Origin of the sequence: Gardnerella sp. DNF00753, from assembly GCF_049244275.1 — a bacterium.
Lineage (GTDB): Bacteria > Actinomycetota > Actinomycetes > Actinomycetales > Bifidobacteriaceae > Bifidobacterium > Bifidobacterium greenwoodii.
In genome coordinates, this window is record NZ_CP058393.1 from 388,883 (window position 1) to 410,520 (window position 21,638).

Annotated in this window: 12 protein-coding genes and 1 tRNA gene; all 13 read left to right on the forward strand. The window is 47.3% G+C overall.

Annotation, left to right across the window (positions count from 1 at the left end):
* Window positions 1–74 precede the first annotated feature (74 nt).
* The 13 genes from HXT33_RS01705 to HXT33_RS01765 all read left to right on the forward strand — a co-directional run bounded on the left by HXT33_RS01705 (window position 75) and on the right by HXT33_RS01765 (window position 20,702).
* Entirely contained in the window at window positions 75–947 is an 873-nt protein-coding gene (locus tag HXT33_RS01705) for a thymidylate synthase (protein WP_421787305.1), read from the forward strand.
* Window positions 948–1,004: 57 nt separating this feature from the next.
* On the forward strand, window positions 1,005–1,670 hold the full coding sequence (locus HXT33_RS01710; protein WP_004134495.1) for a dihydrofolate reductase: 666 nt from the start codon (window positions 1,005–1,007) through the stop codon (window positions 1,668–1,670).
* Window positions 1,671–1,746: 76 nt separating this feature from the next.
* Entirely contained in the window at window positions 1,747–2,295 is a 549-nt protein-coding gene (locus HXT33_RS01715; RefSeq protein ID WP_421787307.1) for a low molecular weight protein-tyrosine-phosphatase, read from the forward strand.
* Between the two features lie 90 nt (window positions 2,296–2,385).
* Complete coding sequence (locus tag HXT33_RS01720) at window positions 2,386–3,753, forward strand: dipeptidase (protein ID WP_421787309.1); 1,368 nt, start codon at window positions 2,386–2,388, stop codon at window positions 3,751–3,753.
* A gap of 52 nt (window positions 3,754–3,805) precedes the next feature.
* A complete protein-coding gene (locus HXT33_RS01725; RefSeq protein WP_116793843.1) occupies window positions 3,806–4,447 on the forward strand; it encodes a DUF3043 domain-containing protein in 642 nt (213 codons plus the stop codon).
* 136 nt (window positions 4,448–4,583) lie between these two features.
* Window positions 4,584–5,426 carry a DUF4191 domain-containing protein gene (locus HXT33_RS01730; protein WP_004137038.1) on the forward strand — a complete coding sequence of 281 codons (843 nt, stop codon included), beginning with the start codon at window positions 4,584–4,586 and terminating at the stop codon, window positions 5,424–5,426.
* 265 nt (window positions 5,427–5,691) lie between these two features.
* On the forward strand, window positions 5,692–6,300 hold the full coding sequence (locus tag HXT33_RS01735; RefSeq protein ID WP_004137040.1) for an ECF transporter S component: 609 nt from the start codon (window positions 5,692–5,694) through the stop codon (window positions 6,298–6,300).
* A 54-nt stretch (window positions 6,301–6,354) separates the two neighbouring features.
* On the forward strand, window positions 6,355–9,102 hold the full coding sequence (locus tag HXT33_RS01740) for an ATP-binding cassette domain-containing protein (RefSeq protein WP_421787312.1): 2,748 nt from the start codon (window positions 6,355–6,357) through the stop codon (window positions 9,100–9,102).
* Between the two features lie 325 nt (window positions 9,103–9,427).
* Window positions 9,428–9,500 (forward strand) — tRNA-Arg (locus HXT33_RS01745).
* A gap of 180 nt (window positions 9,501–9,680) precedes the next feature.
* The gene (locus tag HXT33_RS01750) at window positions 9,681–10,694 is read left to right on the forward strand and encodes an Abi family protein (protein WP_421787314.1); all 1,014 of its coding nucleotides are present in this window, start codon (window positions 9,681–9,683) and stop codon (window positions 10,692–10,694) included.
* A gap of 872 nt (window positions 10,695–11,566) precedes the next feature.
* Window positions 11,567–16,744 (forward strand): Rib/alpha-like domain-containing protein, encoded by a 5,178-nt coding sequence (locus tag HXT33_RS01755; protein WP_421787316.1) that lies wholly within the window; start codon window positions 11,567–11,569, stop codon window positions 16,742–16,744.
* A gap of 271 nt (window positions 16,745–17,015) precedes the next feature.
* Window positions 17,016–18,845, forward strand: a complete 1,830-nt coding sequence (locus tag HXT33_RS01760; protein WP_375169029.1) for a SpaH/EbpB family LPXTG-anchored major pilin — start codon at window positions 17,016–17,018, stop codon at window positions 18,843–18,845.
* Window positions 18,846–19,538: 693 nt separating this feature from the next.
* On the forward strand, window positions 19,539–20,702 hold the full coding sequence (locus HXT33_RS01765) for a class C sortase (protein ID WP_421787318.1): 1,164 nt from the start codon (window positions 19,539–19,541) through the stop codon (window positions 20,700–20,702).
* Window positions 20,703–21,638 lie beyond the last annotated feature (936 nt).

Genomic DNA, 21,638 nt, shown 5'->3' on the forward strand with positions numbered 1-21,638 from the left:
TTCTAACTATTTTACGCTAGATTGTTACCGCCACGACAGCACGATTCTTACCGTGCAATTGTTACCATTGAATCATGGCTTTAACAGAAGAAGAACTCGCCGCAATTCGCGCGCGCATCCCGCAAAAACCGCTTTCCAGCATCCCAACTCCTTATGAGGATTTAGTGCGAAAAATCCTTACGGAAGGCACTCTAAAATCAGATCGCACCGGCACTGGCACAATCTCACTTTTTGGCCAGCAAATCCGCTTCGATATTAGTAAATACTTCCCGCTTATCACCACAAAAACTGTGTTTTTCAAAGGACTTGCGTACGAGTTGCTTTGGTTCCTTAAAGGTTCGAGTAACGTGCGTTGGTTGCAAGAAAACGGCGTTCACATTTGGGACGAGTGGGCGGATGAAAATGGCGATTTAGGCCCTGTTTACGGCGTGCAGTGGAGGAGTTGGCCGGCTCCTACGGCGGAAAATCCGAATCGCACAATTGACCAAATCGCAAACGTTCTGGATCTTATGAAGAATCACCCAGATTCTCGCCGAATGATTGTTAGCGCTTGGAATCCTGCGGAAGTTGAGCATATGGCGTTGCCGCCTTGCCACTCGCTTTTCCAGTTCTACGTTGCCGACGGCAAGCTTTCGTGCCAGCTTTACCAGCGTTCGTGCGACATGTTCCTCGGCGTGCCGTTTAACATTGCGTCCTACTCGCTTTTGACGATGATGATGGCTCAGCAGGCAGGTTTGGAGCCGGGCGAGTTCGTGTGGACGGGCGGCGACTGCCATATTTACGACAATCACGTTGAGCAGGTGCTTGAGCAGCTTTCGCGCGAGCCATACCCGTATCCGCAGCTTGAAATTCGTAAGGCGGATTCGATTTTTGACTACGATTACAACGATTTTAAGGTTGTTGATTACAAGCATCATCCGACGATTAAAGCGCCGGTTGCGGTGTGATAATTGCGAATTATTTTGCTTGATTTTTGGCTTTGATTTAGCTTTTAGGGGGCGAAAATGGAAAGTAGCGTAAGTGCGCTGAATAATTTTCCGGTGCGACTGATTTGGGGCGAGGCTTTCGGTTTAGACGGAAAGCCCGGCGCGATGGGCGTGAACGGCGGCATGCCGTGGCGACTTTCCCCAGATTTGCGCTATTTTAAGGCGATGACAATCGGCTGCCCTGTGATTATGGGCCGCGGTACGTGGGATGCAACGCCGCCGAAATTCCGTCCGCTGCCGGGTCGCGAAAATATTGTGGTGACTCATAAGCCGGATTTTGTGGCAGATGGCGCTCGGAGTTTTACTAGCATTGATGCGGCTTTGGATTACGCGCGCGAATGGCTGGAAAATAAGGAAGCGCTGGAAAATAAGGAAAGCGCATCTCTAGACGCATCTCAAGATTCTCCTCAAGATTTGCCTCAAGACGGCTCCGCAATCTGGGTTATTGGCGGCGCTGCGATTTTGCGCGAAATGCTCGCGAATTATCACGCGGACGCGGCTTACGTTACGCAAATCGAAGCTAAAGTTGCAGCGGACACGTTTGCTCCGAATGTTCATGAGCTAGTTGATGCAGGAAAATGGCGTGTTGCGCGCGAAGGCGAGTTTGAGGAAGCGCCGCTTAAAGTTGGAAGCGAAAGCAATCCTGCGCGATACCGGTTTATGGTATATGAGCCTGTGCAGTAAACGAAATCGCAAAATAAAAAATCGCAAAATAAACGAAATTGCAAAATAAACGAGACAGCAAAATAAACGAGGAAGCATGACTGAAGAATCAAGCAAAATCAAGGTAGATGCGCGTCACCCATACACTGTTATGACGGTTTGCACCGGAAATATTTGCCGCTCGCCAATGGCGGAAATCGTGTTGCGCAACGAGTTTCAGTTGAGGGGATTGGGCGACGTAGTTGCCGTGCAATCTTGCGGAGTTAGCGACGAAGAATACGGAAATCCGATTGACCGACGCGCGCAAAGGGAATTAACTAAACGCGGATACCGCCTTCCGGCGTCGCATTTTGCGCATCGAATTGATGCGGATGAGATTGCGGAAACGAACCTGTTTTTGCCTATGACGGCTTCGCATATGCACTCACTTTTGCGGCTGATTCCTGCGCAAAAGCGCGAGTTGGTGCATATGTATCGCACGTTTGATCCGTCGCTTCCGAAGCCGCAGCCAGGTCGCGAGATGATGCTCGATTTGGCAGATCCGTGGTACGGCGGCCCGCACGAGTTTGAAGTTGCGATGGATCAGGTTGAACAGTGCGCGCCTTACATAGTCGATTGGGTTGAAAGTAGAATCGCGCGCGCTTAGCACATGATTTGCGAATATAGTTTGGGTATAATTTAGATATAGTTTTGTAAGTATAAATTACTGCTCTGCTACTTTTACTTGGGAGGATTTATGGCAGGTTTGGCTGTTGAAGACGTGCGCGCTCGCGTGCAAGACGCTTGGAATGATGTAGTTTCCGTGTTGAATAAGAAGATTTCGCTTGCTGCGGTTTCGGCTAAGGGTATTGCCGGCGAGCATATGCAAAAGTCCGCGCAATACGTGGCTGGGGTATTGCGTGAGGTTGGTATTGACGCGCGCGTTGAGCAGTCCACGAATCCGGACGGCACTCCGGGGGCTTTCGAAGTGGTCGGCTCTCGCATCGTAAACCCAAGCGCGCCAACGGTTTTGCTGTACGCGCATCACGATGTGCAGCCTGTTCCGGATCCATCCGAGTGGAACACAAACCCATTTGAAGGCACAGAGCGCGACGGTCGTCTTTACGGCCGCGGATCTGCCGACGACGGCGGCGGAATCGCAATCCACTACGGAGCTTTGCGCGCGCTAAGCGACGATTTGCGCGTAAATATTAAGGTTTTCATCGAAGGCGAAGAAGAAATGGGCTCGCCAAGCTTCATTCCTTTCATCGAGTCTCATAAAGCCGAATTTGAATCAGACGTAATCATCGTGGCTGACTCCGGCAACTGGTCCGCCGAAATCCCAAGCCTCACAACGAGTTTGCGCGGAAATACCGACGTGGACGTAAAGGTTAAAGTTCTTGGCCATCAAGTGCATTCCGGCCAGTTTGGCGGCCCAATTTTGGACGCTTACACTCTCGCTTCCATGCTTGTTGCTTCGCTTTATAACAAGGATGGCGACTTGGCAGTGCCTGGAATTAAAGCAGAGGAGCCGGTCGGCGGTTTGCAGCGCGATTTAGACGAGTCGCAAGTGCGTGCCGACGCTTCCGTAGTTGATTCTTATAAGCTTGCCGGCACCGGTTCTCTCGCCGCACGCATGTGGACTAAGCCGAGCCTGACGGTAATCGGCATGGACGCGCACCCAGTTGAGGGCAGTTTTAATGTGATTGCGCACGAAACTAAGTTGCGTCTTTCTCTTCGTACCGCGCCTTCGCAGCGTCCTGAAGAAGCACAAAAAGCTTTGTGTGACTTTTTGGTTGCAAACGCTCCTTTTGGTGCGGAAGTTACTGTAGAGCCGATTGATAACGGCATGGGTTGGGCAATGGATCCGGATGCTGTGGCAACAAAGGATGCGCTCGCTTCTATGCGCGATGCTTTTGGTGTGGAGCCTGTAAATAAGGGCGAGGGCGGATCGATTCCGTTTATTCCGGAACTTCAGCGCATATTCCCGAAAGCGCAAGTGCTTGTGACTGGTCCGGAAGACCCTAAGTCTAATGCGCACAGCCCTAACGAGTCGATTTCGCTTTCTGGATTGCGCGGAAATATTGTGACGGAAGCGCTGCTTTTGGATCGATTGGCTGAGTGATTTCGTTTCTACGTTGCGCTTATGCGTCTAGTCTGTTGAGTAATCTGCAAACATGACATGGAATCCATTTGCAAAGAAAACAGCTGCTAACGAAGCTAGCGTCGGCGCGTCTGCTCAGCAGAAAACAGACGAAAAATCAGACGAAAAATCAGCCGTGAAATCCCGCGAAAAAAACGCGCCAACTCCTAAGCGCAACGCGGCTCAAGCGCAAAATCTTCGTCCGCTTGTTCCAGCCGATCGCAAGGCCAGTGCAAAGCAGGCTCGCGCTAGAATCAGGCAGCGCGAAAATATTCAGTACGAAGCAATGCGTACGGGTGATTTGGCGCATATGCCAAAGGTTGAGCAGCTTCCGTGGCGCGTATATATTCGCGATTACGTGGACGCGCGCTTTAACATCGGCGAGTTTTTCGTGCCGTTTGCAATTGTGATTATGATATGCCTGTTTGCACTTTCGCGGTTTGTGATTGTGTACATTGCGCTCGCTGTGCTGCTGTACACGTATCTTTTTGCTTCCGTGATCGACATGTTTATTATGTGGCGAAAGTTGCGTAAGGAGCTTGTGCGTCGTTATGGCGATGTTGCGGTGTCGAAGCAGTCGCGTTCCGGCATGTATGCTTGGAGCCGTGCGATGCAGATGCGTCGCTGGCGTTTGCCGAAACCAAGTTCGCCAAAGCGCGGAAATTGGCCGAAGTAAGCTGAAGTCAAGCGAAAGTTAAGCAATAGTTAAGCGAAAGTAAGCAATATAGTAATCGCAAATTTATTAATATTTGCACAACCTACTATTATTATTTTGAATACTCAAAATAACGCGAATATCATGGGGTAGACGCATGGCACAAGGTAAATCACAAGACAAATCGCATAGCACGAATCAGTCAGGAAATAAATCCGCAAATAAGTCCGGAAATAAGATGGGCATGCAGGGCATGTTTTCGCAGATTATCCGCATTTATAAGTACACGCATCCTGATGATAAGCAGCTTCCGCTGTGGCTGTCTGTGGCGTTTGCAGCGCCAATAGTTGTGGCTATTGTGCTTGGTTTGCTGCTGCGCTGGTCGATTTTTGCGTGGATTATGATGATTGTTACAGCGGTAATGGTTGGTTTGCTGCTGTTTACGGTTGTACTTACGAAGCGCGCGGATAAGGTTGGTTACGCGAAGTTGGAAGGTCGCCCGGGTGCGGCGGCTGGCATCGTTTCGGCTATTAACAAGGGCGGATTTACCTTCCCGCAGCAGCCGGTGTGGGTTGATCCTCGCACGAAGGACGCGATTTGGCGCGGCACCGGTTTTAACGGAATCTTCCTAGTTGGCGAGGGCAATTACGAGCGCTTGATGCACGCGATGGATCGCCAGGAGCACGCTATTAGAAGCGTTACGGCGGGATCTAATATACCTGTATACCGTATTGCTGTTGGCAATGGCGAAAACCAGGTGAAGCTTAAGGAATTGCGTGGAAAAGTGTTGCGCGCCAAGACTTTGCAGCCGTCGAATCACAAGTTTGCGTTGCTTAATAAGATTCATCCAAACCGCCGATTCTTCCTTACTAAGACGGAGCTGGCGATTTTGAACGAGCGCTTGCGCACTCTGCAAAGCAAGAGCGGATTTGGAATTCCGAAGGGAATTGATCCGACGCGTCCGCAGCGCATAAGCCGTCGTGCGATGCGCGGTAAGTAAATTTTGATGTTTTAACATCTTGTTGTGGCGTGCGTCTACGCGCTGCCGTACAATCGTCAATCGACACGGGTGCTTTGTGTTGGTGCGTTACTGCGCGCAGCAGAGCTGAGAGAAAACCGCTTGAACGTGAATCCGGGTAATACCGGCGCACGGAGGTCAGTTTTTCCCGTGCCTGATAGTTGTTGCAATGTTTCGTTGTAACGCAAAATATTGCATTGCGCACAATTTAACGCATTGCAACGCAGAATAAGAAAGGCACATTTTTATGTCAGAAGAAAATTATCAGTCCAACATGCAGTGGCGTGTTGCAGACATCGCAGTTGCTTCCGTAATTGGCGTTGTTTCTGCTTTTATTTATTGGGTTGTTGCCATTTTTAGTGAGGTTCCATGGACTGCGCTAAACAGCATTCTTCCAGGTTTTGCAGGTCTTATTAACGGTCTTTGGCTCTTCGCTGCTCCTTTGGCCGCAGTAATCGTGCGTAAGCCGGGTGCTGCTATTTACGCTGAAGTCGTAGCTGGTGTGCTCGAAGCTTTGATGGGCAATCAGTGGGGCGGTGCTGAAACCTTCGCTATTGCAGTGGTTCAGGGTCTGTTTGCTGAAATTGCGTTCATTATTTTCGCTTACAAGAAGTGGAATTTGAACACAATGATTCTTTCCGGCGCATTGACTGGCATTGGTTGCTGGGGTTACACCTTCCTCGGTAAGTTGCAGGCTGTTAGCGTATTCGGCAAGTATGGTCTTCCATACTTCGTCAGCACCGTGGTTTCCGGCATTGTGATTGCAGGCATTTTGATGTGGTTCTTGTATGTGGGAATCGCTAAGACCGGCGCGTTGGATCAGTTTGCTTCCGGTCGCGAAATCCGCGAAAAATAGCGAATAACGTATTCGCAAAAATTAAAAATCTATCATTGCCATAAAGGATTTACTATGCCTGATGCTGTTAAATCGCAAGAATCTGAAACTTTCCTTCCATCAGCTTCAAGCGATTGCAATAGTGACAGCAGCGCTAATAACGCTAGTAACGCTAGCAAAGCTAATAACGCTGAGCTTCGTTTTGAGCATTGGGGTTATCGTCATGCTTCTCGTCGCGCTTTTGCTGTGCGCGGGTTGGACCTCACGATTAAGGCGGGTCAGCGTGTGTTGCTGCTGGGTGCGTCAGGCATTGGTAAATCCACGATTTTAAGCGGTGCGGCAGGTCTTATTGGCAATGATTTTGTGGCGAAAAGTAGCGCGAAAGATAGCGCGAAAGATAGCGCGAAAGATAGCGCTACTAAATCTTCCGCAAATACTTATAAATCTTCCGCAAATACTTCTGATACTTCCGCAAAATCCCATCAAACCACTCTCGTCGAAGATGCCGATGGTGGCGTGAGTGAGGGTTGCGTTTTGGTTGACGGCGTGCCGGTTCGCCGCGCGCGAGGCAAGGTTGGGCTTGTTTTGCAAGATCCGGATGCGCAGGCGATTTTCCAGCGTTTGGGAGATAACGTTGCGTTCGGTCCGGAAAATATGAACGTTCCGCGCGAAGAGATTTGGGATCGTGTGCGCGAAAGTCTTAAAAAAGTTGGGTTGGATGGCTTGCAGTTGCACCGTTCAACTTCGCATTTAAGCGGCGGTCAGATGCAGCGTTTGGCTCTTGCGGGCGCTCTTGCGATGCAGCCGAGTGTGCTGCTTTTGGACGAGCCAACTGCGAATTTGGATCCGGACGGCACGCAGCAGATTGTGGGCGCTGTGCGCGCGGTTTTGGATTCGACGCATGCCACGATGGTGCTTGTTGAGCATCATGCTGAGCCGTGGATTGACATGATTGATCGCGTGGTTGTGCTTGGGCTTGAGAATGATGAAACTTCTCGCGATGAGACTGCTCAACGTGAGACTTCTACTGAAACCGTTCACGACGAAACCGTTCACGACGACGATATTGCGCGCGCGGCTTCATCTCGCACGGTTATTGTGGCGGATGGCACGCCGGATGAGGTGTTTAATCGCACCGATTTGGACTTTGAAGATCTGGGTATTTGGCTTCCGGAGCGCTACAAGAAAAACGTAAAATCTTCTGCAAATGAATCTTCCGTAAGTAAATCTTCCGAAAGTAAATCTTCTTCAAAATCTTCCTCAAACTGCAATCCAGCAGAAGGCTACGGAGAAGTCCTGCTTTCTACGAAGGATCTCGCAATCAGCCATAGCAGCGAGCCGATTGCGAGTCACATCAATCTTGAGTTTAGAGCCGGGCAGATTACGGCTTTGGTCGGCGCGAACGGCACTGGAAAATCAACGCTTTCGCTAACTTTGGCGGGTCTTTTGCCGGCTGTAAGTGGCGAGGTTGTGGCGAGCGATGCTCTTGCTAAAGGCGCGAACGGCGCGAATCCAATGAAGTGGAAGTCGCCGGATTTGGCGAAGCGAATTTCGTACGTTTTCCAAAATCCGGAGCATCAGTTTGCGTGCGGTTCGGTGCTGGACGAGGTTATGCTGGGCCCGCTTCGCACAGGTGTGCCGGAGGATGAGGCGCGTGCGAAGGCTCAGGAGCTGTTGAAGCGATTCCGTTTGGCGCGCTATGCGAAGGCGAATCCGTACACGCTTTCTGGCGGCGAAAAGCGTAGATTGACTGTGGCGGCTTCGCTTGCTGCGGCTCCGCGCGTGCTGATTTTGGACGAGCCAACTTTTGGTCAGGATCGCAAAACTTGGCTGCAAATTATTCGCTTGATTGCAAGCCTTCGCAGTGAGGGCGTGAGCATTATTGTTGTGACGCATGATCGTGAGCTGGTTGAGGCGCTGGGCGCGCGCTTGGTGGAGCTCGTGCCGGATGCGAAAACTGAAGCTTCTGAAGCTCTTTCCGCCACCACCGGCGCAACCGACATTTCGCGAATCAAAGTGAGTGCCGTCAACAATCGCAGCGAAAAGCCGAAACTTTCAAGCCGTTCGCCGCTTATTGCGTCGATGAATCCGGTATTTCGTATTTTTGGAGCGTTCGCGGCTTCGATTCCGCTGATTTTTACGCTTGATTGCGTGTCGGCTTCGGTGGCGCTGGTGCTGGAATTTGCGATTTTCGCGTGCATCAAACTTACTCCGTGGCGTGTGATTCGCCTTTCGTGGCCTGTGTGGGTGGGTGCGCCGACTTCCGCGCTCACCGTGCTGCTATACGGCAAAAGTGGCGGAAATACTTGGTTCCAGTGGTGGCTTATGCATGCTACGGACCGATCGGCGATGCTGGCCGTTGCAACCTCGCTTAGGATTTTGGCGATTGGTATTCCGTCGATTGTGATGGTGATTGGCATGGACGCAACCGATTTGGCGGATGCTTTTAGCCAGGTGATGCATTTGCCGGACCGATTCGTATACGGCGGTTTGGCGGGAATTAGGCTTTTTGGCGTGCTGCAGGATGATTGGGCGGCGCTGACGGCGTCGAGGCGTTCGCGTGGACTTGGCGATGAGCATCGCGTGAGGGCGTTCTTCCCGCAGTCGTTTGCGCTGCTTGTGCTTTCGATTCGTCGTTCGACTACGCTCGCCACGGCTATGGAAGCGCGCGGTTTTGGGGGAGTTGGGGCGCGTTCGCACGCTCGCGTGAGCAGTGTGCATGCGCGCGATTGGTGGATCTTGGTTGTTTGCGCGATTGTGCCGCTGGTTTCGGTGGCGTCGGCGCTTTACTTCGGCACCTTCGCCTTCCTTGGCGGTGCGTGAGTTTTTGCTCCAAACGCGCGCAACTTTTCTCGCGTTGGCGCGACGACATGCTTGAGCGCTGCGATTTAGCGCGCGAAAGCAATTCGGAGCGGAAACTCGCTTGGGTTGGAAGTCCGGTGGACTTCCAACGCGAGTTTCGTAAGCGAGCGCTTATAGTGCGAGCTTTGGTCTGGCATATTGCTCCAAACGTGCGCAACTTTTCCCGTGTTTGGAGGGTTGTGGCTGGTTTGGCGCTCCAAATGTGGGTAACTTGTCTCGCGTTTGGAGGGTTATGCAAGTTTTCCCGCTTAGCATCCCGACTAGCGTGTATACTTTCTCGAGTTGCGGGCTTGTAGCTCAGTGGATAGAGCGTCTGCCTCCGGAGCAGAAGGTCGTGGGTTCGAACCCCATTAAGCCCACTTTTGATTTTCTACTTATCGTCGTTTTGGTTGCGCCTGCCTATTCCCGGCTCTTTCTGTAGTGTTGTAGAATAGTTGCATATGCGCTGGTGCGTTTAAAGAGTCATCGAATGCTATTGGGGTAGTATTCGCAAAAATAAACGATATTTATCCATAGTTTGGAAAAGGGGAAGGCATAGTATGGATAATCAATGCGATTCGGATATAAAGAAAACATGTGCAATTAATAAATTGCCCGTGAAGCTTTCGTCAATAGATCAGATAAAACATCTTAAGAAGCAAGGTATAACTTTTAACAAACAATCTGAAGATTTTGCAATTTCCTACCTTTCAATCTTCTCATACTATTTTGAGACTTGTTCATATAAAAAATTGTTTAACAAGAGAGTTGGTGAATCTAGAAATGGTCAGTATATTGACTTGGATTTTGATCAATTATGCAAAATAGAGCAGCTTAATAGGATGTTTCAAATACTTTTGCTTCTAATAACTTTAACTATAGAGCATGAGGCAAAAGTTAAGTTAATGAAAATGTTTACTGAAAATCCTAAAGAAGATGGATATTCAATTGTTGAAGATTACATGTCTAGTCTTTATAACGATGACCGCAAAATACTAATTGCTGAATTAGAACGACTTAAAGATGGGAAATATGGCAGAGAATCGGCGGCAAAGTATACAGGTGGAATGCCAATTTGGGTATTTGTTGAAGGTATTACATTTGGAACATTGTTAAGATTTTATCGTTTTTGTGCAAGAAGATGGAATAGCAGAGATATGCAGAAGGAACATCACTTATTGTGCAGGGTAAAATCCGTGCGTAATGCTTGTGCTCATTCTAATTCAATATTGGATGGAATTACTGAAAAAAGTTTTGACAACGTGCTTTTGCTTGAAGAAGTAAGTAAAGCTATTGAAACTGTAGGGTTTAATAAGCGTGCGAGGCGATCAAATATGTGTAATGCGAAGATGAAAGAAATAGTGATAACTGCATATATGTATAAGAAATTTCTGCATAGGAATTATCAGTGTGATGAGTGCGTTAATGATCAAAAAAGCATTATTCGATACATTGCATGTGATTTTATAAAAAAGGCATCTGAGTACACAAAAGAGTATGATAAAGCGAGTAAATTTAACTCATTGCTTGCTTTTATGTGTACTGTTATTGACAGTTGGATATGTGAAAGATAGAATTGAAAATGCTTGAAAACCTTAGGGTTTTGGGGGGCGGAAGTGCGAGAGCGCATCTGCCCCGATTTTTTTGCGCGACGACATGCTTGAGCGCTGCGATTTAGCGCGAAAAGGCAATTCGGAGCGGGAATTCGCTTAGGTTGGAAGTCCAGTGGACTTCCAACGCGAGTTTCGTAAGCGAGCGCTTATAGTGCGAGCTTTTGGGTTGTGTATCGCTCCAAACGTGCGCAACTTTTCCGTCGTTTGGAGGGTTTGGGGTTGTGTATTGCTCCAAACGTGGGTAATTTTTCCGGCGTTTGGAGGGTTGTTGCTGGTTTGGCGCTCCAAACGCGCGCAACTTTTCCGGCGTTTGTGGTCAGTTTGGTCGGATTTGCGCCCACCCGCTCCACCACAGCATATAGCACCAAATCGCGCGCGGCATACCCACATGTAGTATCTTGCACGGGGAAGCGGCCGGCTTTAGACACGCCGAAGACGCAATTTCGTCGTTTTTGCGCCGGAAATTATTCATTCTAAATGCGTTTTTCAGTAGATTTTTTAGCGATATTAGTAGATTGTAGGAATTTTTCCATATGTGAGATTATATGCCATATTATATGCCCTTTTTGCTTGAAATCCTTCATGGGGGGGGGGTATAACTACTAGAGGCTTTTCAATAGAAATGCTTGCATATAGGGTATACGTGTATGGTATACTGAACTACCTGTGGTTGGCTCTGTTGGGTGGTATTTGCAGTAGTGAGTGCACAAGGTTTTTGTGTGCCGAGCACTGGCATTGTATGCAGGTTGAGTGTTTGAAGTTTAACACTTAGAGAGTTGGAATTTGGGTATACTGCTGCTTTTGCGGCAGCGAAGGATTAGGAAGGCGAGAGAATGTTACCAGCAAAGTTCCGTGGATTCGCATCACGAGTGGGTCGTCTTGCGTCGCGCGCTTTGGCTTGGCATAAGACCAGCGAGCGCGATGGCGCAGCTAGCACTTCCGGTACCGGTACCGCCTCCAGTGCCGCCCGAACTTCTCACACTCTTCGCCGCGCGATCTTCGCAATGCTCGTAGCCGTCGCCACCATAGTAACAATGCTCATCGTTCCGCCAGTGAATAAGGCGAAGGGTGCGGGTAAGGCTAATGTTTTTTGGGATTATATAGGTACAGGCTATATTTCTCCTTCTTCTGTTAATAATCATGACATATGGCGTGATATTGATTTTCAAAATCCGGTTATTAAAACAGAAAACGTCAATGGACGTAAAAAAACTACTATTACTTGGGAAGTCTTATACAATAAAGAGGCTTGCAGAATTAAAGCAATGGAAAATCCACTTCTGAAGTGTGATCCTAAGGATGGTTCACACTCTTATGATGGTCAACCTGAATTTTATGCTGTTCTTCCTTCAGGCGTTAAAGATGAAACTGTTAGAATTACACGTTATAGAACTGAAAGTGATGGGGTTAAACCTTATAAAGGTAAGTTCGTAAAATTTTATAGTTGGCATCTTAGAGGTAATCAAAATGAAGAGCCAGGAAAGTTTAACTCGGGCACTAATGTGACTAGAGTTCCAGGTGATTCTGAGTATGATGAGCTATGGAATCAACATATTGCAACATGTGGCATATTTTCAAATGAAGCATGCGAAGCTTGGAATTGGAAAAAACAAGGTAAATTCGGTAGATTATTTAAAACATGGGAACAGAACAATAGCGTAAGTGGTATTCGTTGGATTATCTCCGCTGAAGTTAAAGATAATCAAGATCCTTACAACTTGCCTTTCATGGCAGGATTTGTTTCTTACAGAAATGGATCAGATAAGAATAAGTTTATTATTTGGGGTCCGTATGATCATGATGGTGATGGCATACCTGATTCTAAAGAATGGCATTATGGTTTTAATCCAACGAGCAATGATGATGTTCAATTTCCAAAAAAATCTAAAAAAGATGCCGTATATGGTGAAATTACTGATGTAGATCCATATTTTAAAACTGGCCATTGGGATGGCACGGCTGAACAGGGTAAATGGATATACGATAATACAGAGAAACCATTTGAACAAACTGATACCGGTATAACATTTTCTTTCAAAAAGAGTGGAGGGAAAGAGGTATTACCAAGTGGTGTTACAAAGGCTAATAGTCCTAACAACATGCAGCCTGGTCAAGCCTATATTGACCCTATAACAGGTAAACTTAAGTATAATCCAAAGAAAACCGATAGGGGTCATACTATACATTTTGACGTTCAAATCACTTACCCTAATCCAAGTGATAATAGTTGTAAACATAAGCAACAGGTTGAGCAAGTCAAAGGCGTTGATATACGCATTGTTTCGCAAGCATCCATCTACAACCCGCATTACGACGAAACCACTGTTAACTACGATACGAATAATAATAGGTTTAATCCTACTGATAGCAAAGAACCTAAGAGCGTAAAAGACAGCAAAAAGCCGTGGGTTAGGGAAGGCGCGTTGCCTAGTGGTTCTACCTTTAAGTTAGAGAAGTACACTCAATACACTTCTCCTGTGCTTGATTGGTCTAAGATTGATTCAAAAAATACAGGTAACGGCAAAGTGACGTTTAGCCCGTCTAAAACAGAAGCTGGTACAAGTGATAAGACCCCTGTACTTGTTACGTATCCGGATGGTTCTACGTCTAAAGATAGTGACGCAGGTAATTATGACAAGGTTGTATATGCTCCTGTTAAAGTGCAAGAGTTGCCTGTTACAGACGGCGATTTGCATCTTAACCTTTACGACGGTACGCAAATAAATAACGGTCAGTTTGGTGGCTGGAGCTTTGGAGATGCAAATAAGCCTAAAGAGCTTTCTAAGGGCACGAAAATAGGTGCGCCAAAAGGCAACAAGAATAACGGCATTGTGCTTGATTCGTGGGCTAATAACGCCAAAGGTCCTATTACCTTCCGCGCAGTGTGCCATAAGAAGAATGACACTAAGTATAAGCTGCTTAAGCCTGCTGAGGGCAATAGTAAGGCTAGCGGGGACATTAATGGTTTGCAGTTTGAAGAATTCCGCCAGTGGAAGAGGGGTAATGATAAGAATTGCAAGGATAAGAATACTTGTGATTTAAATACATACCTTCACAATAGCGAATACAACAAAGACACTATGGAGCGTTCGCGCGCGCTGATTGGCGGCAAGCCTAAGGAAGGCGGCGAGTACGAGTGTAAGGTGTTCGCGTTCCATCAGGCTCACGATGGTAAAGGTACGCAGCATAACGGTGCGCTCACAAAGTTTGATAAGTTAGCTAAAGACAACGGCGCAGGTTTTGTCTTTGCTTTTGATACTGGTGCTTTTGCATCCAGTAAGGGCAAAGAGTGGGTTTCTGGCAACTTCTACTTTAAGATAAAGCTCAAAGACAGCCAAAAGTATAACCCGACCTATGTGAAGATTCCATCAATTCAGGCTGGTACGTTTGCTAATAAGGAGATTAATAGCTCCGGTCAGCCAAAGAGCCACACGAAGATTATGGTGGACGGCCAGAAGGTAAACGCTAACGGTGTTCCAGATGAAGACTTGGGCGGCGTTGAAGATGGCAAAGCTCTTCCACCAGGCACGTGGTTTGAGATTAAGAAGCTTGTTAAGAAGGTTGATAAAACGCAACCTGACAAGTTCCCATCCGAGAAGGAACTTTGGTCTAACTTCGAAGGCGACGAAGACAACGTTAAGCGCGATGAGCACGGCAAGCCTGTTATGGAAAAAGGCAAAGTCGTTCCTTTAAATGAAACTGGTCGCGAATACGGCTCCGTCACATTCCGTCCAGATAAGTGGAAAGACGCTGGGCAATACTGGGCCGAGGTTGTTGTGCACTACCCAGACGGCTCTGCTTCAAGCGATGACGACTCTATTAACTACAAGCACCCTGTGTATGCAAAGGTGAATGTTACGCGCGACGACAAGGATAATCAACTTCATCTTAACTTGTATAAGCATTACTACGATAAGGGCATGGACAACGGTTACGACCTTAAAGTAGGCAAGTCGCTACCTAACGACGCAACATTCGACTCGTGGATGACTAAGTCTGTTGGTAAGTTGCATCAGCACGTAATCTGCTCCAAGAAGGGCAAGGATGGCAATTATAGCGATTATACTTACAACACTCTGCCTGGTCATGTTAATAACACGAAGTCTAAGGATGAGAACGAAAAAGACGGCTTGAGGTTTAAGAGCCAGAAAATCTGGAATCATGCGAGCTTTGAGCAGCAGAAGCAGTGCCGTCTTGATAAGAGATGCGATAAAGACAACTATCTATACGACATTGACGGCGCTTCCGAGCAGACGCGCGGATATTTTGGCGGAAAGGCTCAAAAGACTGGCGACTACAAGTGCAAGGTCTACGTTATAAGTGGCAAAGATAAGTCTGAGGCGTTTGCGAATGCTGTTAAGACTAATATAAAGAAGAGCACTTCCAAAGACCCAGCTGCTGGTTTGTTTGATAAGACTAAGGACAATAAGTATCCATACGGTGAAGACAGCAAAGGCTATAAGATTGGCTCTTTCGATATTCGTATTCATAACGACAACCACTTCTACAACCCGAAGTACTTGGATGTGAGCGTTACGGCTGGTCAAAAGGTTGAGAATGCTGTGCCGCAAAGCGTTAAGAGTGCTAACGGTGCAGATAAATCCCAGGATGCTGTGAAGGCTGGTGCGCTTCCGGATGGAACTTGGTTTGAGTTTAAGGATGCTACTCACGGCTTTGAGGTAAATGCTGACGGAACTAAGGGAAAGCAGGTTTCTCTAGACTGGTCGTATTGGGCCGGTAACGCCGCAGATAAGGCAGGTGATCAGAGCAATAAGCCTGACAATCCTAAAGATCCTAATAATCACAATGGCAAGCACAGTGCCAATGGTGACGGCACTCGTTACGGAAAGGTGACCTTCCACCCAGATCAATCTGTTGCTCCTAAAGCGTACTTTAAAGAGATTGTCATCCATTATCCGGATGGCTCCACTTCGGACGACCCGGATTCTGGAAACAACGGTAAGCCTGTGTATGCGAAAGTTATAGTTGGAGGCTTAGGTGGAGCCGACAAGGATCTTAAGATGACATTGCTCAGGTCTAAAGACGCTGATCCTGTTCATGACACGCTTGATGGTGGTAATTCTCTTACCGTTATGAGCGGCACGAGCCTTACTAAGAACCCGTATGTGCTTGCGTGGAGCTTGAAAGATCGTAGCAATATTTCATTGCGCATGATGTGCACTAAGCAAGGCGAGCAAAAGTGGAGCCGCGGGCTTGACGATACGCTCAATATGCACTTGAACCAGAATTATGGTGAAGGTGTGCAGCCTTGGAAGTTTGCAACTGCTGATCAGCGAAAGTCTTGCAGTCAAGACAGTAAGAATTGCAATGCTAACTTGCTATATGGTTTCACGAAGAATAAAGATCCGAACAGCATAGAAAGCGCTGTGTCTCGCAGTGAAGACGATATTGCTGGTGTACCTCAAAAAGCTGGAAAATACACGTGCGCTGTGTTTGCGTTGAAGTCTAATGCTCTGACGGTGTTTAATAACACTGTTAATGGAAGTCTTATTGAGGGTAACAAGTATTCGTCTACGGATATGAAAAAGGTTCAGCTTGCAGGCTTAAAGTCTGCTGTTGATTGGAACAGAATTTCCTTCGATGTGAACGTGATTGATCCGCCTAAATTCGCGCTGCCAAAGACCGGCGGCGAGGGGATGAGCATGGCGCTGCTGGTAGTGGCGATGATCGGCATGTGCGTTATGTGCGGCGCGTTCTTCGTTGATCAGACGAAGTGGGGTCACGCGATGCTCGTCGGCGCGGTTGGTGCGGTTGTTGGCGCGGCTGCTGGCATGATGGGTGGTTTGCGATTCGCTACGCAAAATAGCAACAGCAACAGTAACAGTAAGATTTCCGAAATTTGGCGCAGTTTAGTCAAAAAAGTCAAGAATATTAGGCGATTTGACGAATATTCTGCGTCCGCAAAAGATTTTGTCCGCAAAGTCACCGGATGGTTGCGCGCCGCATTTAGGCGCGTCAGAAGGTGGGCTACCGAAAGGTGGCGATGCTGATGAAAACATTTGCACGCAAACCTGCGCGCCGGCTGGTCTAAAGACGCAACTGGCTCACAAGCTTGCATGCGATTCGCGCTAAAACTTGTTGCGCACCAAAAGAGCCCGCGAAACGTGGCTTGATCACGAACGAGGCTTGACCACAACCGTGGATCGTACGCACATCGTGGCTCGCTCACAAATTGTGACTCGCTAAGCGCAACACAAAATTAAAAACAATCGTATTTTCCTCAAAACCTGCCCGAAAGGGCACTGAACAAAGGAGAAGAAAGTGAATAAATTCACTAAACAATGCGTGGCCGCGGTGGCCTCGCTCGCAATGGCTGGCACGCTGTGCGTCGCCGGCGCCGTGGTGGCTGGCAGCTCTGCTTGGGCTACGCCAAGTGTTGATACCAGTGGAACTAAAGGTACTACTGGTGTAGATAATCCTTCTGCTACTGCTGATTACAAAGTAGCTCCATGGAATACTGGTGCTCCATCGACCGGCTCCATCACCATCTACAAGTGGAAGGATGAAGTAGCAGAAGGCAAGCAGAAGAAGGAAACTCCTGTTAAAGGCGCTGGCTTCACCATCAAGAAGGTTAAGTCAATTGGCTCAACTACGCTCGATTTGACCAAATACTCTGATTGGTCAGAAATTGCTAAGAATGTTAAGCAGCTCAACAATGGTGAAATTACCACTGGCACTGAGGCGAATAAGCTTAAGGTAGCGTTTGATGAGTCGTTTGGTACTAGCGGATCCCTTTCCGGCGACACAAACGCTGACGGTGTTGTGAAGTTCAAGGATCTTCCACTCGGCTTGTACCAGGTTCAGGAAACCAAAGTTCCTGCAGGTTACTCTGCTGCGGACGGCGGCAAGGCATTCTACATGACTTTGCCAATGATTGAGAAAGTGACTCAGCCAGGCGGAACCACGACCGAAACGAAGTACAACTACGCTCCATTCGTTGATCCTAAGAACGTTGATTTGAATGGTACTGTTACTAAGACGCAAGACCTCGCTCATACGGTTGGTGCTGGCGATACAATCGAGTACACCATCAAGGCAAAGCTCGATAAGTCAAAGGCCGATACAAAGTCCGAGAATGTTAAGGCAGATGAGTTCAAGGGCTACACGATCTTCGATCTTGCGCCAAGCGATTACTTTACTGCGTATGACCAATCAGTAATTGCTGGAATGACTGTTGGTGATACGGAAAATCAAGGTAAAGTTACAGCTGGTACGCCTCTTAACTACAATGCTACTGAAGCTCAGAGTGACTACACTGTAGATAGCAATGAAACTATTGCTGCAGTTACAACCTCAGGTAAAGAAGACGTTGCTCGTAAGAAGATTAAGATCGAGTTCACTGCTTCTGGCCGCACAAAGCTTGCTGATGAGGTTAATAAGGATGCTAACGCCGGTAAGGCTGTGTATGTGACTGTTCACTTTAAGTTCACGCTTAAAGATTCTGCAACACTTAAGACTAACAAGGTTACAAACAAGGCTAGCGTAATTCCTTCCCACGTGCCTGGAACGACTGTTCCAGATGAGATTCCTTCTGATAATCCTCCAAGCACCGATTTTGCTACCTTCAAGATTAAGAAGGTTTCATCTCAGGATGAGAATAAAGCCTTGGGCGGTGCAAAGTTTAGGTTGTTTGCGGTTGAGGCCGACGCTACAGCTTGCACCAATGCGATTAAGGCAGATAAGAAAGGTAAAGATCTTTCGGACGCTTGTGTAACTCCGTCTTCCGCTGGCTTTGGTGAGAAAGAAACTGCTACTACTGCAGATGGTGGCAAGACTATTGGTGAAACCGATGCTTACTCTGTTAAGCGCGGTACAGCATTCTACGTTGTGGAGACTGTTGCGCCAGCTGGTTACATTCGTAACCCTGATGTTACTAATGTGACAGTTGAAACAACTGAGACAACCAAGACTATCACCGTAAAGAACATTCCTGACAGTGGCAACGGTGGTAAGGGCTGGCTCTTCAACCTTCCAAAGACCGGTGCTGCTGGCGTTGTGATCTTCGCATTGGCTGGCGTGTGCTTAGTGTGCTTCGGCATCTTCGTCTTCATGCGTAACCGCAAGAAGGATGAAGAGCAGCAGGCTGCATGATTCTTTGCAATTCTTCAGGATTGCAATCCGCTGGGCGATTAAAGCTGTAAACGCGCTGCGCGCGAGATTTTAATCGCCTGGCTATAATTAAATACTCAGCAGGCTGCGCTGTGTTCGCGCTTTGCGCGAGCATCCCTCTTCTTCGCACAGCGCAGTCTGCTGTCTTATTTTTCTTTTTTGAAAACATGGCTTTTTGACCACAAACTTCGTAAATTCTCCGGCGTTTGTGGCCGTAACGGCTAAAGCCGACAACAAATGCCAGGTTATTTTCCCGTATTTGTTTCTGAAGCTTTGCACCAATGCTCTGCAGACGCTGATTCCTGTTGATCAGCGAACACTAACATTCTCGCTGCTGCACACTCCACGCCAGGCACTACTCCTACCACACCACAAAACACTAGCGGTTTTACTAATAGTGAGAGATAGGAATTGCTTGTCGAGCAATATAAAAGCGAGCGATAGTAATATCTTTTTGATAAATAAATATTTTTGAAAGAAAGTAACTAAAAAACTAAACTTAACTATGCAACCTTTAAGTCTAAATAAGGTATAAGAGCGTAGCGCTGCGAGACAAGTAATTCCTATCTCTCACAGCACTTCAGAAAACACGCCAGCCAAAAATCAGTCAAAACTCATAGACGATACTCAAAAATCAGTAAATCAAAGATAAGAAAAACACGAAACGGAGGAAGCATGAAATTAAACAGCGCCGTTACGAAAGTATATGTTTTCCTCAACAAAATCTCCCAAAATAAGCTTTTCAAAAACCAAACTAACCAAACTAATCAAACTAACCAACCTAACCAAACTAACTTAACCGCATCACCTGCAACCGAATCAGACGCAACTCAAATTATCCCTACCCAAATCACCCTTAATCAAACTAACGAAACCAATCAAACCGACGCACCAAATCAACCAAAGCCTCACGCCGCCCACAAATCCCAGCAAAAATCTATGCTTCGTAAAATCATCGAGCCAATAGCATTCGTGCTGGCGGGCCTTTTGTGTTTTGCATATCCGGTGTGTTCTACGCTTTGGAATAATCGCGTTTCTAAGGAAATTTCTTCTGAGTACGATAAGTATAATCATGATCAGGCTGGTGATGTGCGTCGTGCTCATTTGCGTGCGGCTCGTCGTTATAATGCGCGTCATAAGGCGATTATTAGCTCTGATCCTTACGATGGTACGACGGATTACATGAATAAGCCGGAGTATAAGGAGTATGCGAAGCAGCTTGATGAGCCTATGGGCATTATGGGTATTGTGAAGATTCCGAAGATTGGTGTGAAGTTGCCGATTTACCATGGTAGTTCGCAGGAGGTTTTGGCGCATGGCGCGGGCCACTTGTATGGTACGGATTTGCCGGTGGGTGGTAAGAATCGTCACGCGGTGGTGACGGCGCATACGGGTTTGCCGGATGCGACTATGTTTGATGATTTGGTGAATTTGAAGAAGGGTGACTATTTTTACTTTGATGTGCAGGGGGAGACGCTGCGATACAAGGTGTTTCGTATTAGCGTGGTTGATCCGCACGATATTAGTTTGCTGCAGCGTGAGAAGGGGCGTGACCTTGCGACGCTGCTTACGTGTACCCCGTATGGTGTTAACTCGCATAGGTTGCTTGTGACTGGATACCGCGTGCTGCCGGATCCGGTGAAGGCGCCGGAGGATCGCGTGCAGTGGCCGCTTTGGATGACGCTGTTTGTGCTCGCTATGATTTTGACGTTTGCGGTGTTGGCGACGATGGTTGCGACTTTGTGGCGTAAGAAGCGCGATGAGATTTATGTGCGCGGACGGCATTTGCTGGCGGTGTCGCGCAATGTGCTGAGTAAGTTGCGTCGCGGTGGTGTGTGATGCGGTGTGATGCGTTGTGATGCGTTACTCGCGCAGTAGCTAATCTGCGCTAGTAACTAATGTTGGCTGTTTATCGTTACTCGCGCAGCGCGAACGATTTGCCTGAGCGCAGCATTGCGCGCGTTTGGAGCGACAAAGTAGTGTCAACGCTCCAAACGCCGTAAACTTTCCCCGCGCTTGGAGCGCTACGCAGCCTCAAACCCTCCAAACGCGAGATGATTCTCTCACGTTTGGAGCGCCGCACAACCTCAAACCCTCCAAACGCCGTAAACTTTCCTTGCGTTTGGAGGGTTTTGGGTTGTGTTTTGCTACAAATGTGGGGTAACGCTCTCACCGTGTAAAGTTTCTGCCGTTTGCATCTATCGTCGGTTGGCTGAAAAATTTACGGTTTATATTGCGCAACGCACTAACATTTGTTGGTAATTAGCTCTAAATTTCTTAAAAAATAGTAACATTATGTATTTTTTCTCAAGTTTCATGTAAATTATATGTTAATACAGAATTTTTTCTATGTTGACATCGCAGAAAATATTTGTGTAAAAAGGGCTAAATTAAGCCATTTTTTATATAAAATGTGATTTTCTTCATATTTTTGTTTGTGAAAACGCAATTTATTTGGAATTGTTTCTGTCTCAAACAGTGCTAGAGTTTGTGAAAAATATTTTTGTTGCACCTGCTGAAAAGTGGCATTATTTGTTGATTTATATGGGTGGGGGGTATATCTCCCATTTGATATTTAGCGGAAATGCTTTAAATGAGCGTAACAAAAATATTTACACCGATATATGAAATTGTGCTGGAAATTTTGCATATATTGCACAAAGTTTCCAAGGAAATTTCACTTGCAGAATTTGGGATTAGTACCAACATTTTCTTGTGAATTATCTATAAGCACTTTTCATTGGGTAGTTAACCACTATTTTGAAGGAGAGTATG

Excerpts from the sequence above, each read along its gene's own strand:
- HXT33_RS01705 (WP_421787305.1), top strand. The coding sequence starts at position 75 with ATGGCTTTAACAGAAGAAGAACTCGCCGCAATTCGCGCGCGCATCCCG.
- HXT33_RS01710 (WP_004134495.1), top strand. The coding sequence starts at position 1,005 with ATGGAAAGTAGCGTAAGTGCGCTGAATAATTTTCCGGTGCGACTGATT.
- HXT33_RS01715 (WP_421787307.1), top strand. The coding sequence starts at position 1,747 with ATGACTGAAGAATCAAGCAAAATCAAGGTAGATGCGCGTCACCCATAC.
- HXT33_RS01720 (WP_421787309.1), top strand. The coding sequence starts at position 2,386 with ATGGCAGGTTTGGCTGTTGAAGACGTGCGCGCTCGCGTGCAAGACGCT.
- HXT33_RS01725 (WP_116793843.1), top strand. The coding sequence starts at position 3,806 with ATGACATGGAATCCATTTGCAAAGAAAACAGCTGCTAACGAAGCTAGC.
- HXT33_RS01730 (WP_004137038.1), top strand. The coding sequence starts at position 4,584 with ATGGCACAAGGTAAATCACAAGACAAATCGCATAGCACGAATCAGTCA.
- HXT33_RS01735 (WP_004137040.1), top strand. The coding sequence starts at position 5,692 with ATGTCAGAAGAAAATTATCAGTCCAACATGCAGTGGCGTGTTGCAGAC.
- HXT33_RS01740 (WP_421787312.1), top strand. The coding sequence starts at position 6,355 with ATGCCTGATGCTGTTAAATCGCAAGAATCTGAAACTTTCCTTCCATCA.
- HXT33_RS01750 (WP_421787314.1), top strand. The coding sequence starts at position 9,681 with ATGGATAATCAATGCGATTCGGATATAAAGAAAACATGTGCAATTAAT.
- HXT33_RS01755 (WP_421787316.1), top strand. The coding sequence starts at position 11,567 with ATGTTACCAGCAAAGTTCCGTGGATTCGCATCACGAGTGGGTCGTCTT.
- HXT33_RS01765 (WP_421787318.1), top strand. The coding sequence starts at position 19,539 with ATGAAATTAAACAGCGCCGTTACGAAAGTATATGTTTTCCTCAACAAA.